Origin of the sequence: Saccharicrinis sp. GN24d3 (assembly GCF_052400645.1) — a bacterium.
GTDB lineage: Bacteria > Bacteroidota > Bacteroidia > Bacteroidales > Marinilabiliaceae > Saccharicrinis.
The window spans coordinates 8,696-22,433 of record NZ_JBQTGI010000001.1 but is presented as its reverse complement, the minus strand read 5'-3'; the positions used below and the strand labels follow the sequence as shown (position 1 = coordinate 22,433).

Here is a 13,738-nt window from a genome sequence, read left to right as displayed (position 1 = left end):
TAATTTTGACAATTAATAATTAAGCCCCCAAAACAATAACATTTTAAGCGCACTATTTTTCAGTACTTTAAAAACCATTTTCTAACCCCCTGACCAAATTTTTAATGGATTTTGAAGATTTTAATAATAATTAACAGACCATATGTCATCAAAAACGGCATGATCGGTTGAAACCTTATCATCACCTATGCGAATAAGAATAGAATAATTTAACTATTTAATCGAATAACTTAATCAATTAAAGTATGAAGAAGAAGTTGATTGCAATGATGATGATTCTTATGTCGTTGTCGCTCAGTGGTCAGCAATCTATGTTCAAGGCATTGTTTATGTTTAACTTTGCCAAGTACATTGAGTGGCCCAACCAAGAATCCCAGAAAGAGTTCATCATAGGTGTATATGGGGATGATGAAATTATTGCAGAGCTTAATAAACTGGCTGCCGCCAGAAAAATCAACAACAAAAGCATTGTTGTTGCAAGCGTAAGTTCACCTTCAGAAGCCGGTAATGCCAACATTTTTTACGTGCCCAGTGCCAAGTCCGGCGAGATTGGCCAGATAACCAGTTTCTTCGCCGGAAAATCTACGCTTATTATAACCGACAAAACCAACCTTTGCAATAAAGGTGCAGGCATTAATTACACCATGCAGGGAGGTAAAATGAAATTCGAAATATGTAAGCGGAACATCACCACCCACCATTTAAAAATCGACCCCAAATTAGTAACGTTAGGAATTGAAATTAAATAAAACACATAGCATGTTATTTAGAAAATATATTACTGTTGTTTTATTGATGTTTATTACTGCATCCGTAATAGCACAAGAAAACAAAAGAGGCATCAACAGTCTCACACGCGGTCAAGTATTGGAAATGACCATTGAAGAACTATCGCTATATGACCTGGAGGAACTCACCAAGTTAATGGATATTGTGGGCGCATCGAGTTTAGATGAACTTTACGAACTACTATTAAACAAGGACGTTACATCCGCATCAAAATCGGAAGAAAGCCTGTTTGATTCTCCACTATCCACTACCGTTCTCAGTCATGATCAAATTGTTGCCTCAGGCGCCACTTGCATCCCGGAAGCGTTGCGCTTGGTACCCGGCATGATTGTGAGGGAGAAAACCAACGGAAACTACGATATACACATCAGGGGCAACGACAACTTACCAGCCAAAAACATGATGTTATACTCAGAAAACACCAATACACTGGTTATGCTAAACGGTCGTCCCGTATTTAATTATTCGCACGGTGGTACCCTGTGGGAGTCATTACCCATTAGTATAGGCGATGTGGACCGGATTGAGGTGGTACGTGGTCCATCCAGCGCATTATATGGCTCCAATGCCGTTACCGGCGTAATCAATATCATGACCAAAGATATCGACAAGGACTCACCGTTATTTTCGGGAAATTTCCAGGCCGGAAACCAAAACACTTACATTGGAGATGTGGCCTTCCGAAAACAGATCAACGAAAAACTGGGGCTGGGCATCACAGCTAATTATGAGTACCGCAATAGAAATACGGATAAGATTTACATTTACAATAACCCGGATGCCATGATAAACGGTGTCACAGTTGGAAACGGCTGGTATACCGCAGATGAAATTGCCACTATCGAAAAACCTTCGATATTCAACGATCCTGCAGCACCGGAGAATGATCAATTTGATTATCTATTTTCACGCAATGAAAGCAATGAATCGGAGACTTCTGATATCTATGATGCCTTTCCCGACCCTGAGCTTTCGAAAGACAAATTAGGGGTAAACGGGTACTTGACCTATCAATTCTCACCGTCCACCAACATTCATCTTTCGGCAGGTTACCAAAGTTCAGATAACATCAGCAGCAGCTATGGAGACATACCCACCCCTTATTCCGCCCGTAACTCATCAACAGGATATGTAGATGTGAGCGCCCATATAAATAAACTAAGTTTCCAGGCCAATTATAACGGAGGCAGGACTGACTTTATGACCGGAAACGAAGGTTTTGAATTGGACCTGAAACAAACGAACGCTCTGGCCGAATATGACCTGAAGCTCAACAACCTCAAAATTAGGCCCGGTGTAGGTTATCAGTCTATTTCATACGACGACACCCCTTATTTAACCCAAGAAGGGCAAGGATATCTTAACGGCGAAAGAAGTCTCGAAATTTTTGCCGCAAGTATGCGACTGGACTACACCGCCTTCGAGAAACTTCGATTTGTGGCTGCCCTGCGCGCAGAAAATTACAGCCAACCCGACGATTGGTATGGTTCGTGGCAGTTGGTTAGCTCCTATAAAATTAACGACAACCACCTTATACGAGCTGTATATTCCAGAGCCAATCAATCTGCATTCCTGGTTAATTCCTTTAGCAATTACTCCTGGCAGATTGTCAATAGGGATTACCCTTCTTCAATGTATTTTGGCGGCAATGACAACTACGCCTTAAAAACCATGGACATGGTAGAACTGGGATATCGTGCCAGACCTGCCAAAAGTGTCTTGCTAGACCTTGAAGCTTTCTACCAGAAAACCAACGACTTTGGGGCACTCATGCCGGACAGCACCACCATATCTCTGTATAATCCTCTGGGCGTGATGAACGGGCAGGACGCTATTATTTTGCCGGAATTTATAAATGTTATGTATCAGAACATGGATTTAACCGCCGAGCAACTGGGTGTGTCCATCGGGCTTGACTGGGTTGTCAATAAAAAATTAGTATTAAATGCACATGCCACCTACCAAAACACAAAACTCGACAATTATTCGGCCGTTAGCCGGGATCAATTAATTTCTGATCAAGCCTTAGATGCCGGATCGGATGAGGCAGCCATTGCACAGGAGATCAACGCGCAACTAACGGCAATAGGTTATGGCCTTGCCACAGGAACCATCGACCCGGCAGAAGTGGGGCACGTAACCCTTGGCAGTTCAACCCTAATGCCTACTGATTTAGAAGATGACGTTGACAACAAAGCCACACCCACCTTTTGGGGTAGCATAGGACTTAATTACAAGCCTTTCGAAAAGCTGGACATCAATTCCCAGGCATATTTTTACGGAGAACAAACGTTTGTGAATCAATACGGCACAGTGCCCATCGACAGTAAATTCCTATTAAACGCTAAGATCACCTATCATGCCGGCAAGAATATTTCCTTTTACTTAAATGGAAGAAATATCCTGGATAACGATCAGCCCGAATTTGGATATATGGATAACATCGGAGGATTATACTTAGCCGGATTACAATTCAATTTTTAAACATAATTAAAAGGTTATTGATATATTAATCAATACTGAACATATCAATTAGAGACTGTCGCAAAAGGACAGTCTCTTTTTCGTTTTGAATATGCATAGTCTTCAAATAGCGGTGCACAAATGTATAAGAAAGCCTGCTTAGCCATATCTGGGAGTAACCTCTTCCTTATCTGGTACTGAACCACACCTTTATATTTTACGTCCTCCATTCTAATATTTCCGTATAATCGCAGAAACCCTTCAGCACCCTGAATTAGATACGCGACTTCAGCCTTATACACTACATTAACCCGGATTTTGCATCAGAACTTCGTCGTGAACATTGAAAGTGCAATAAAACAAGGCTTTACTGAAACGAGGCATAACATTGTTATGGTGAGTTGTAGTGAAGCAGCGGAGTGTGTTGTTTTGAAACAATTTCAATGTGTAATAGATTTTCTAATGCATATGGCGGGATTAACCTTCCAAAATTCCACCCATATGACATGTTGGAAGGTTATAACGCAAAAAAGCCGCTCCAAATTGGAACGGCTTTTAAATTTTATATCAGATAAAATTATCCTAAATAAGATTTTAACAATTTACTTCTGGACGTATGACGAAGTCTACGAATCGCTTTTTCTTTGATCTGACGCACTCGTTCACGAGTTAAGCCAAAACGCTCACCAATCTCTTCCAGTGTCATTTCCTGCGTCTGAATACCAAAGAACAATTTAATAATATCCGACTCACGATCAGTTAAAGTAGCCAACGCCCTTTCTATTTCGCGAGCCAATGATTCGTTAATTAGCGTTTTATCTGCATTCGGAGAATCTCCGTTTACCAAAACATCCAACAAACTGTTATCCTCACCTTCAACGAATGGGGCATCCACCGAAATATGACGACCCGATACCCTTAAAGTATCAGCTACTTTATCTACAGGTAACTCCAACTTATCTGCCAGTTCTTCAGGTGAAGGCTTACGCTCATTTTCCTGCTCGAACTTAGAGTAAGCCTTATTGATTTTATTTAAAGACCCCACCTGGTTCAATGGCAAACGTACAATTCTGGACTGTTCCGCTAAAGCCTGAAGAATAGACTGACGAATCCACCATACTGCATAAGAAATAAACTTAAACCCCCGGGTTTCGTCAAATTTTTCGGCTGCTTTAATCAAACCAAGGTTTCCTTCGTTTATCAAGTCGGGAAGACTTAACCCTTGATTTTGATACTGCTTAGCAACCGAAACAACAAAACGCAAGTTAGCTCTTGTCAGCTTCTCCAAGGCAATTTGATCACCTTTTTTAATTCGCTGAGCCAGTTCTACTTCTTCCTCTACAGATATCAATTCCTCGCGACCGATTTCCTGAAGATATTTATCTAAAGAAGCACTCTCGCGATTCGTAATTGATTTTGTTATTTTAAGTTGTCTCATATCCTATATGCAAAATGTGGCGCAAAATTATACTTTTTAATTCAATTATCCAACTCTTTTATTAAAGGGTGAGACAAATTAAACTATTACTAATCTTCAAGATTAATAGCGTAATAGGCAACTTGACCGTTTGGATAAACTCCTGTGATAAACAACCCGCCATCGGTAGATGCAATCACATTTTTTAAATCCGTTACATTGCTAATGGGTTCTCTATTGGCTTTTAGAATAATAAAACCCTCAGTAACACCGCTTTGTTTCAATTTTCCGGCTGTTAATTTAACAATTTTCATACCATAGTTAATGCGTAGTTTCGCTTTCTCTTCAACTGTCAGTTCACGTAACTCAGCCCCCAACAAATCGGAGATTCCCTGTTTCTCTTTTACAATATCCGTTGAACCATAACTATTACGTAAAATTACGGTAAATTGTTTTCTTTTTCCATCCCTTTTTACAACTAAATTCACTTTATCTCCTGGACGACGCTGACTAACTTGCTCAATCAGTTCTGAATTTGTGTTTACTTTAACCTCATTGATGCTTAAAATCACATCTCCTTCTTTCACGCCTGCGGCATCCGCGCCGCCATTTACGGTTACTGCACTCACATACACACCCTCTACTTCATCTAATTTATATTGTTCAGCAAGTTCTGCTGTCACACCTACTATTTGAACCCCGATAAATGCTCTTTGCACTTCGCCAAATTCCTTTAGGTCACCAACCACTTTTTTTGCTATGCCCACCGGAACTGCAAAAGAATAACCTGCATACGAACCCGTTTGCGAGGCTATAGCCGTATTAATACCAATCAGCTCACCTCGTGTGTTAACCAAAGCCCCTCCACTATTTCCCGGGTTTACAGCCGCATCGGTTTGGATAAACGATTCAATGCCCATGGGTTGATTTCTATTGGCCAGTATATTAATGCTTCGCGATTTGGCACTTACAATACCTGCTGTTACCGTGGAAGTCAGGTTAAAAGGATTACCAACAGCCAATACCCATTCCCCTATCCTAATATCATCTGAATTACCGTAAGTTAAAAACACAAGCCCTTGCTCTTCAATTTTCAAAAGGGCAATATCGGTTGTTGGATCCGTTCCAACCAAGGTGGCCTTGTACGATCGTCTGTCATTCAGCACCACCTCTATTTCATCCGCATTATCGATTACATGGTTATTGGTAATGATGTATCCATCTTCGGATATAATCACCCCGGAACCCGATCCCATGACAGGACTTCTATCCGGTGTTACGCCACCTCTTGGGCCAAAAAAGAAATCGTAAAAGGGATTTCCGTGCGAATAGCCATCACCCGAGACGGTAGCTTTTGTCATCACGTGAACCACGGCCTCAACCGACTTCTCCGCCGCCACCGTAAAGTCCGGCACTCCCACAGGCGTAGCAACACCCATTGAGGCATAACGGGCTGCAGGAACTACTTGCTGTTCAATGGCAACAATTTCCCTGTTCGGTTTAACAAATAATACATAAGCATACACTCCGACAATCCCTCCGAGCACAGCTGTCAGGAACACAAAAAATATTTTTTTAACATTCATAACGAATAACTTTAAGTTTTATATGCCACTGGGGCATCCATCAATTTAATTTACCTTTAAACCTGAGTCTAACTCTGTTTATGATTTCATGTAAGTCTTAGAATGAAAATCATAATTCAAAAATGGCAAATTATATGCCCTTATCATGCCAGAATAAGTACGTTAACCTAATTTTAACTGATTTTTCCTTAACTTTGTTCACTGTTTCTTTAACAAATTTCGCACAAAAGAAACTAAATATCAAACACTTTGAACGCAAATACCATGCAAATCGAATTTTACAAATACCAAGGCACAGGCAATGACTTCGTGATTATCGACAACAGAAATGGTAATTTTGACAGCCAAAACAATGACCTTGTCAGTTTTTTATGCCACCGAAGGATGGGAATTGGGGCCGACGGGCTAATGCTCCTTGAAAACCATAGTTCACCAAAAGTAGATTTCACCATGCGTTATTACAACAGCGATGGCAACGAAGCTTCGATGTGCGGAAACGGGGGAAGATGTATAGCTGCTTTTGCGGTGCATATTGGCGCGGTTAAATTTGCCGACAAATTTGACTTTGAAGCAGTGGACGGTATGCATACGGCCAGATATAATGACGGCATTGTTAGCCTTCAAATGACAGATGTTAACTCCATTGACATCAAAGACGGATATCATTTTTTAGATACCGGCTCGCCCCACTATGTTACCCACAAAAAAGATATAGATAACTTTGACATCGTTAAGTTTGGCAGGGAAATTAGATATTCGGATACCTTTAAACCCGGTGGCACCAATGTGAATGTGGTAGAGGAAGTTGCTCCAGACCATATAAAGGTAAGAACGTACGAAAGAGGTGTTGAAGACGAAACCTATTCGTGCGGTACCGGCGTTGTTGCTTCCGCCATAAGCACTTTTGTTAAAAATAACGAGTGCAGGGATTTTAATATTGATGTAAAAGGCGGAAAACTTCAGGTTTGGTTTGAAGGAGATGCAGAGGCCGGGTTCAGAAATATTTGGCTTACCGGCCCGGCTACTTTTGTGTATAAAGGAAGTATCTCCGTATAGGAAACGGTGCATGGGCCACTAGTCCATTGTGTTTAATCAACAACTACCATTGGCTATCCGTTATGGGCAGATGACCTATTGGCTACCTACTTATGCCCCTTTTATTAAGCTCTCTGCGATATTTGGCCGCATTAACATTATGCTGTGCGAGTGTTTTGGCAAAGTTGTGGTAACCCGAGAAATCTTCCTTGGCACACATGTACAAATATTTATGCGTCTCGGCATTGAGTACCGCATCTATTCCAGCGATCGAAGGGATTCGAATAGGTCCCGGAGGCAAACCTGAATATTTATAAGTATTATAGGGAGATTCGATTTCCTTATCCTCGTTCAAAAGTCTTTTTATAGAAAAATCACCCAAAGCGAACTTTAAAGTCGGATCTGCCTGCAAACGCATACCGCGCTTTAAACGATTCAAATACAACCCCGCCACCAATGGTTTTTCATCTGCCATTTGGGTTTCCTCATCCACAATACTAGCTAAAACAGCTACCTCAACTGGCGTTAAACCTTTTTCTCTCGCTTTACTTATTTTTTCGGAAGTCCAAAAATTATCATATTCGCGCTTCATCCTTTTTACAAAACCGTTGGCATCGGTATTCCAATAAAATTGATAGGTGTTAGGCAAAAACAAAGCTGGCAAAGTATTTTTATCAAAACCTAACCTTTCAATATATTCGTAATTACTAAGTAAGTTGATGAGTTCTGTAGAATCTGTCATGAGCTTCTTCCCCACAACCGAAGCCAACTTTTCCAATTCTCGTATATTATTAAAAGTAACGTTGACCGGCTCTTGTTTTCCGCTTCTCAGCAGGTTTACCAACTTATTGTTAGACATTCCGTCTTCGAGTTTGTACCTGCCCCCTTTTATCCTGTCGGCATATTCTTTCTTTTGAGCCACCCACTCAAAACTTACCATATCTTTTATGGCTCCCGAATTCTCCAGTATTTTTTTAAGTTCGGCAAAACTAGTTCCGTTGGGAATGTGGATATAAGACGATTCAACATTGGTTAAATCCACGTTGGCAGCATTGATATATCTATAAAACCTGCCACCAAACAATACTGCAATAAGTACCAGAACAATAGAAAACAACCCCATTCTCTTGATCCTTCGGGTCATTTTCCTCTTCGTCTTCTTTACTTTGTTTTTCATTTATAATATCTAGAGTAATCGTTCAAATATAGCAGAATATTCCTTTCTAAAAGTATCTTGCCACATTTTAACCTTGCGTAATTAAAAATAAATAAAAATTTTTGCAAAGAATATTATATTTTTGAGGAATTAAAATCAGGAATCAATAAAATTAATACAATGAACAAATTATTTCTATTAGCCACCATTACCCTATGCTTAATCAGCTGTAGGACTTTAAAAGATGCCGGAAGCTCTAGTTTTAGCGATAGCGACTCACCATATATTAAGGAGGAACCCGTAGTTAAACCAATAGTTAAAGAAAAACCCATAGTGGTTAAAGAGGAAAAAGTTAAAGTTATCGAGTCGAATGATGATGTCGCACATAAATATTATGTGATTATTGGTTCGTTTAAAGTACTTAACAATGCACGCAACTATAAAAGCACATTAATTGAAGAAGGGTTTACACCGGTTATACTTGAAAACCAAAACGGACTTTATCGTGTTTCTGTTTCGGCTTATAACGACGAAATGGATGCAAGAAATAAAGTAGGTTCAATCAGAGTAAAATTTGAAAAATATAACGACACCTGGCTTTTGATCAGAAAACTATAAAAACCACGTTATACAAATCATTTAATCCTTCTACGTTTCAGGAATTGAATGTTTTCTATATTTTTGTATCACCCGAATACCGAAATAATAAATAAGATATATATGTATAAGCCGGTAAAACTAACCGATGATGTTTTTTATGTTGGTGTTAACGACAGAAGAACGCATCTATTTGAAAACATGTGGCCTATTGAGCGTGGCGTGGCATACAACTCGTATGTTATAAATGATGAAAAGGTTGCACTTATTGACTCCGTTGAAATAGGACAGGTTGAAAAATACTTGAAGAAAATTAAAGCCATCATTGGCGATCGTCCTATCGACTACCTTGTGGTAAATCATATGGAACCTGACCATGGTGGTTCTATCGACATCATTCGCAAGATGTACCCTGACATTCAATTTGTAGGTAACAAAAAAACCTTACCTATGCTTCAGGGATATTTTGACATTACGGAAAATACCATCGAAGTTAAAGAAGGAGACAGCTTGAGCTTAGGTAAGCACACTTTAAACTTTTACATGGTACCTATGGTGCATTGGCCCGAAACAATGGTAACATACGAGTCTAAAGAACAAATCTTATTCTCTGGAGATGCCTTTGGTACTTTTGGAACTTTGGATGGCGGTATTTTCGATGACGAGTTTGATTTTGAATATTACCGCGACGAGATGCGCAGATATTATTCAAATATTGTTGGTAAATATGGATCGCCTGTGCAGAAAGCATTGGGCAAGCTGGGCGGATTTGATATTAAAATGATCGCATCGACACATGGCCCAATCTGGAGGAATTATATTAAAGAAGTAATTGGATATTACGATAGATGGAGCAAGTACGAAACCGAAGAAGGTGTGGTTGTAGCTTACGCCTCCATGTACGGAAATACGGAAGAAATGGCAGAGGCTGTGGCACGGGAATTAGCGGAGAACGGCATTAAGCACATCCGTGTGCATGATGTATCAAAATCACATGCTTCATTTATTCTTTCGGATATATTTAAATACAAAGGTCTTATTTTAGCCAGCCCTACATACTGTAACGAGCTGCACCCAAATATGGAGTCACTGACGACCAAGCTGGTGCACATGGGTGTTCAGCATCATTATCTTGGGATTTTAGGATCGTTCTCATGGGCAGGTGCCGCGGTTAAAAAACTTACCGCTGTCGGCGAACAGCTCAAATGGGAAATCGTTGGCGAGAGCGTTGAGGAAAAACATGCGCTTAAAGCGGATAAATACGAGGCTTGTTTGAAGTTAGGACAAGCTATGGCAGATAGACTTAAAAAAGATAGATAGTCTGTACAAAAAAAAACGCCAATTCATGCGTTACTCTCGTTTAACCCGCAATATGCATTAGAAATTCTATTACACATTGAAATTACTTTAAAACAAGACACTTCGTTGCATCACTTCAACTCACCAGAACGATGTTATGCCTCGATTCGGTAATGCCTTGTTTTATTGTACTTGCAATGCTCATGACGAACCCCCAATACATAATCCGGGTTTAACCTTTTCTTCCATAACATGGCCTTTTGTGTAACGTTATTTCAGAACTAGACAACATAGTCTTAAAAAAAATCCACTCCATTAGTTTGGGGTGGATTTTTTTGTTGTATGCGGATTTTACCTTACTGTTTTGAGATCACTCAAATGAATCAACGCCTTCGTCTTCCGGAATACTCCATTGCCTCACCATCTCCAAAGCCATAACTTATCCCTAGTGTGACAAACCTGCCACTCTCAGTTAAATTATATAGGTAATAATCGTTTTCGTTGGTTTCGCTTTCTGATTTTCGGGAAGCAAAAACATCTCTGACGCCCAGGTTTAAAACAGCTTTACCTTTCAACATTTTCTTTCTCAGACCTAAGCTGGCATATAAATCATCCTGATATACAAGTTGTACTGTTTTTCGTTTCGAACTAAAATTGCCGGTCACCTCAACCTCAATCTCTGCCGGCAATATAATTTTACCCACCAGTTTCGACGACCACTGGTCGGCATTAAAGTCAAATAAAGTATCGTCATATTCACCTTGCCTGTTATAATAATTATAATTGAAATCCCCATTGAAAGACAGCCAATTATTGGGACTGTACTTGCCATTAAATTCAATTCCCCCGGCATGATTGATCCCAATATTCATGGGCATTGTGGTATTCACATTATTTTCATAAACCGAAATCCTTTCAACGGCATCTGTAGTATACCTGTAATAGACACCAAAATTTAAAGAGGCTTTGTTGAGCACATAAATACTGGTTAGTTCATAGGAATCGGTAAATTCCGGTTTCAGGTTAGGATTCCCGGCCCTGATGCTGTAAGTATTTCTGATGTTAAAAAACGGATTTAAGTCCCAAAGCCTCGGTCTGTATATCCTTCTGGAATAACCGGCTTGCAGCGAAAATTGACTTGTCAACTTTAAAGAAGTGTGGAGCGACGGGAAGAAATTACCGTAATTCTGGTCGTTGCCCTCATTGGTATTGATGAGTAAAGTTTTTAAATCGGTATGTTCCAAGCGCAAGCCAAGTTTCACCCCTAGTTTTTCCCCTTCGTATGCAGCCGTTCCGTACAATCCCAACACGTTTTGATCGTATTCAAACACATTGGTTAACCCAGCATCCTGAACCCAAATATTATTATCCCAGTTATGTACCTCGTAGTCGTTGCTCACCTGCTGTAACACATACTGACCGCCCACCTCCATGGTAAACTCTTCTGAAAATGGCTTGGTATAGTCCAAATTGAATGTGTATTTGGCCTCTTTAAAATCTGTTGCCGTACGCTGGTCATCCTCCTGAATGCTTCCGGCAGTAACGGTGTTGGTAAATTCAGAAGACTGATCCTTGCCAAAAAAGTTTCCTAAGGCACTAAACAATAGCTGATGCTCTTTATGATCCTTAAAATCCTTTTTATACTGCAACTCATACCTCCATTTTGGATTGTTTGCATCGGTCGATTCCTCCCGGAACCAGCCAGCCTCTTCTGCACCGTTGTTAAGCAAGCTGTAATTTATTAGCGAAGGTTGGTCTTCCACTTCGTAGGCAAAATTACCGGAAAGGGTTAATACATTGTATTGATTTAGGTGATAGTCTGTTCCCAATATCACATTATAAAAGGTCTCATTCCTGTATTCGGTTCCTTCGGTATATACCGACGAGTTATTGATTAAGTCACTATTGATGCTCTTTTTATCTCTCGGTAATTCTCGATGGCCAATTCCAAACTGACTAAACAAGTTAAACCGCTCGGTACGACGATTAAGGCTAATACCTGCACTATGATTGTCTGGGCTTCCGGTATTCATAGAGATGGAACCATTGAGGCCTTTCCGCTCATCTTTTTTTATCACTATATTAATGATTCCAGATGTACCCTCAGCATCGTATTTGGCCGATGGGTTGGTGATAACTTCAATCTTCTCAATCATTTCGGCTGTTATTGTACCGAGTGCGTTGCTTTCTTCGCTTGCGATGACCGAAGGTTTGCCGTTAATAAGAATTTGGACTCCCCTGCTACCTCTCAGGCTTATCTCCCCTTCAATATTAACATTTACCGATGGCACATTGTTAAGCACTTCCAGGGCACTCATGCCTGTGCTACTAATATCTTTTCCTACGTTAAAAACCCGCTTATCAAGTTTAAATTCCGTTTGGGATTTTTCTGCCCTAACCATTATCTCACTTACTTGGTTATTGCTTTTCAACAAAGCCACCGTCCCTAAATCCACACCCATATCATTTGCTTTGATATCCTTAATAATAACTGGCTGATAGCCGATAAAACTGACCTCTACGTAAAAATTGATTGATTTTGACTGAACCACAAATGAACCGTCCTCTCCCGAAGCACTTCCGGTAATATTCTTACCTGTTTCTTTATCTTTCAGGATTATTGTGGCAAACTCAATGGGCTTATTTCCCTGATTATCTACAACAACACCCTTTACCTCAACCGATTTTTCTTGCGCAATAACAGCATTTGAAAACAGAAATAAGATAAGCAGCCCTACTGTGTTGGAATGTTTTAATAGCATTTTAATATCAGTTTTATACTTAACATTTATAAAAAACGTACTATTGATGAAAGTAAAAAATCATCTTTGAATGAATTAACTAACAGTTGAATGACTTATATTGTTTGACGGGGAATACAATGGTGTTGGCAGGTTTCAACAAGTAGTTACCAGGTTAAATATTATTATTTTAAAGGGAGCAATTACTTTTAGCCGATGAATAATAAACTTTCCTCCAAATTTTTATTGCCATATTCTGCTTAATAAAACGGATGCCGATTACACAGAGATACATACTTAAAAAAAGTCTATTTATCATCACTATCCATTGGGATACTTTTTTTAACAGACCCAAACTTTGTGCGTGATCCGCATTTACATTGATTTCAATTGATATGATTTAATAGGAGTAAAACGAAAAAAGCCCGTAAATCGATGATTTACGGGCTTTTTATAATTTATTTTATCTTAAGTCGGGGTGGAGAGATTCGAACTCCCGACCCCCTGGTCCCAAACCAGGTGCGCTAACCGGACTGCGCTACACCCCGAAACGGTTAAAAATCGTAGAAAACTATCAGTCGGGGTGGAGAGATTCGAACTCCCGACCCCCTGGTCCCAAACCAGGTGCGCTAACCGGACTGCGCTACACCCCGTG

Annotated in this window: 9 protein-coding genes and 2 tRNA genes; 5 read left to right on the top strand and 6 right to left on the bottom strand. The window is 40.0% G+C overall.

What is annotated here, in order from left to right; genetic code table 11:
- Positions 1 to 245: 245 nt before the first annotated feature.
- Both ACT29I_RS00105 and ACT29I_RS00100 read left to right on the top strand, forming a co-directional pair.
- Positions 246 to 749 carry a YfiR family protein gene (locus tag ACT29I_RS00105; protein WP_444792427.1) on the top strand — a complete coding sequence of 168 codons (504 nt, stop codon included), beginning with the start codon at positions 246 to 248 and terminating at the stop codon, positions 747 to 749.
- A gap of 10 nt (positions 750 to 759) precedes the next feature.
- Positions 760 to 3,273, top strand: a complete 2,514-nt coding sequence (locus ACT29I_RS00100; RefSeq protein ID WP_444792426.1) for a TonB-dependent receptor plug domain-containing protein — start codon at positions 760 to 762, stop codon at positions 3,271 to 3,273.
- A 556-nt stretch (positions 3,274 to 3,829) separates the two neighbouring features.
- Here ACT29I_RS00100 and ACT29I_RS00095 read toward each other — a convergent pair.
- The gene (locus tag ACT29I_RS00095; RefSeq protein WP_430933396.1) at positions 3,830 to 4,690 is read right to left on the bottom strand and encodes a sigma-70 family RNA polymerase sigma factor; all 861 of its coding nucleotides are present in this window, start codon (positions 4,688 to 4,690) and stop codon (positions 3,830 to 3,832) included.
- Positions 4,691 to 4,779: 89 nt separating this feature from the next.
- Positions 4,780 to 6,255: a Do family serine endopeptidase gene (locus tag ACT29I_RS00090; RefSeq protein WP_430933395.1), complete on the bottom strand. Its 1,476-nt coding sequence runs from the start codon at positions 6,253 to 6,255 to the stop codon at positions 4,780 to 4,782.
- 264 nt (positions 6,256 to 6,519) lie between these two features.
- Between ACT29I_RS00090 and dapF the strand changes: the two genes are divergently transcribed.
- Positions 6,520 to 7,311 carry a diaminopimelate epimerase gene (gene dapF, locus ACT29I_RS00085; RefSeq protein ID WP_430933394.1) on the top strand — a complete coding sequence of 264 codons (792 nt, stop codon included), beginning with the start codon at positions 6,520 to 6,522 and terminating at the stop codon, positions 7,309 to 7,311.
- A gap of 82 nt (positions 7,312 to 7,393) precedes the next feature.
- Here the strand turns inward: dapF and mltG are convergent, their stop codons facing one another.
- The gene (gene mltG, locus ACT29I_RS00080) at positions 7,394 to 8,467 is read right to left on the bottom strand and encodes an endolytic transglycosylase MltG (RefSeq protein WP_430933393.1); all 1,074 of its coding nucleotides are present in this window, start codon (positions 8,465 to 8,467) and stop codon (positions 7,394 to 7,396) included.
- A 159-nt stretch (positions 8,468 to 8,626) separates the two neighbouring features.
- Between mltG and ACT29I_RS00075 the strand changes: the two genes are divergently transcribed.
- Both ACT29I_RS00075 and ACT29I_RS00070 read left to right on the top strand, forming a co-directional pair.
- The gene (locus tag ACT29I_RS00075) at positions 8,627 to 9,064 is read left to right on the top strand and encodes an SPOR domain-containing protein (RefSeq protein WP_430933392.1); all 438 of its coding nucleotides are present in this window, start codon (positions 8,627 to 8,629) and stop codon (positions 9,062 to 9,064) included.
- Between the two features lie 102 nt (positions 9,065 to 9,166).
- Positions 9,167 to 10,363, top strand: coding sequence for an FprA family A-type flavoprotein (locus ACT29I_RS00070; RefSeq protein ID WP_430933391.1), 1,197 nt, complete (start codon positions 9,167 to 9,169; stop codon positions 10,361 to 10,363).
- Between the two features lie 362 nt (positions 10,364 to 10,725).
- Here ACT29I_RS00070 and ACT29I_RS00065 read toward each other — a convergent pair whose 3' ends face one another.
- The 3 genes from ACT29I_RS00065 to ACT29I_RS00055 all read right to left on the bottom strand — a co-directional run bounded on the left by ACT29I_RS00065 (position 10,726) and on the right by ACT29I_RS00055 (position 13,736).
- Positions 10,726 to 13,104 carry a TonB-dependent receptor domain-containing protein gene (locus ACT29I_RS00065; RefSeq protein WP_430933390.1) on the bottom strand — a complete coding sequence of 793 codons (2,379 nt, stop codon included), beginning with the start codon at positions 13,102 to 13,104 and terminating at the stop codon, positions 10,726 to 10,728.
- Between the two features lie 452 nt (positions 13,105 to 13,556).
- Positions 13,557 to 13,631, bottom strand: a tRNA-Pro gene (locus ACT29I_RS00060).
- 30 nt (positions 13,632 to 13,661) lie between these two features.
- Positions 13,662 to 13,736 (bottom strand) — tRNA-Pro (locus tag ACT29I_RS00055).
- Between the last annotated feature and the right edge of the window lie 2 nt (positions 13,737 to 13,738).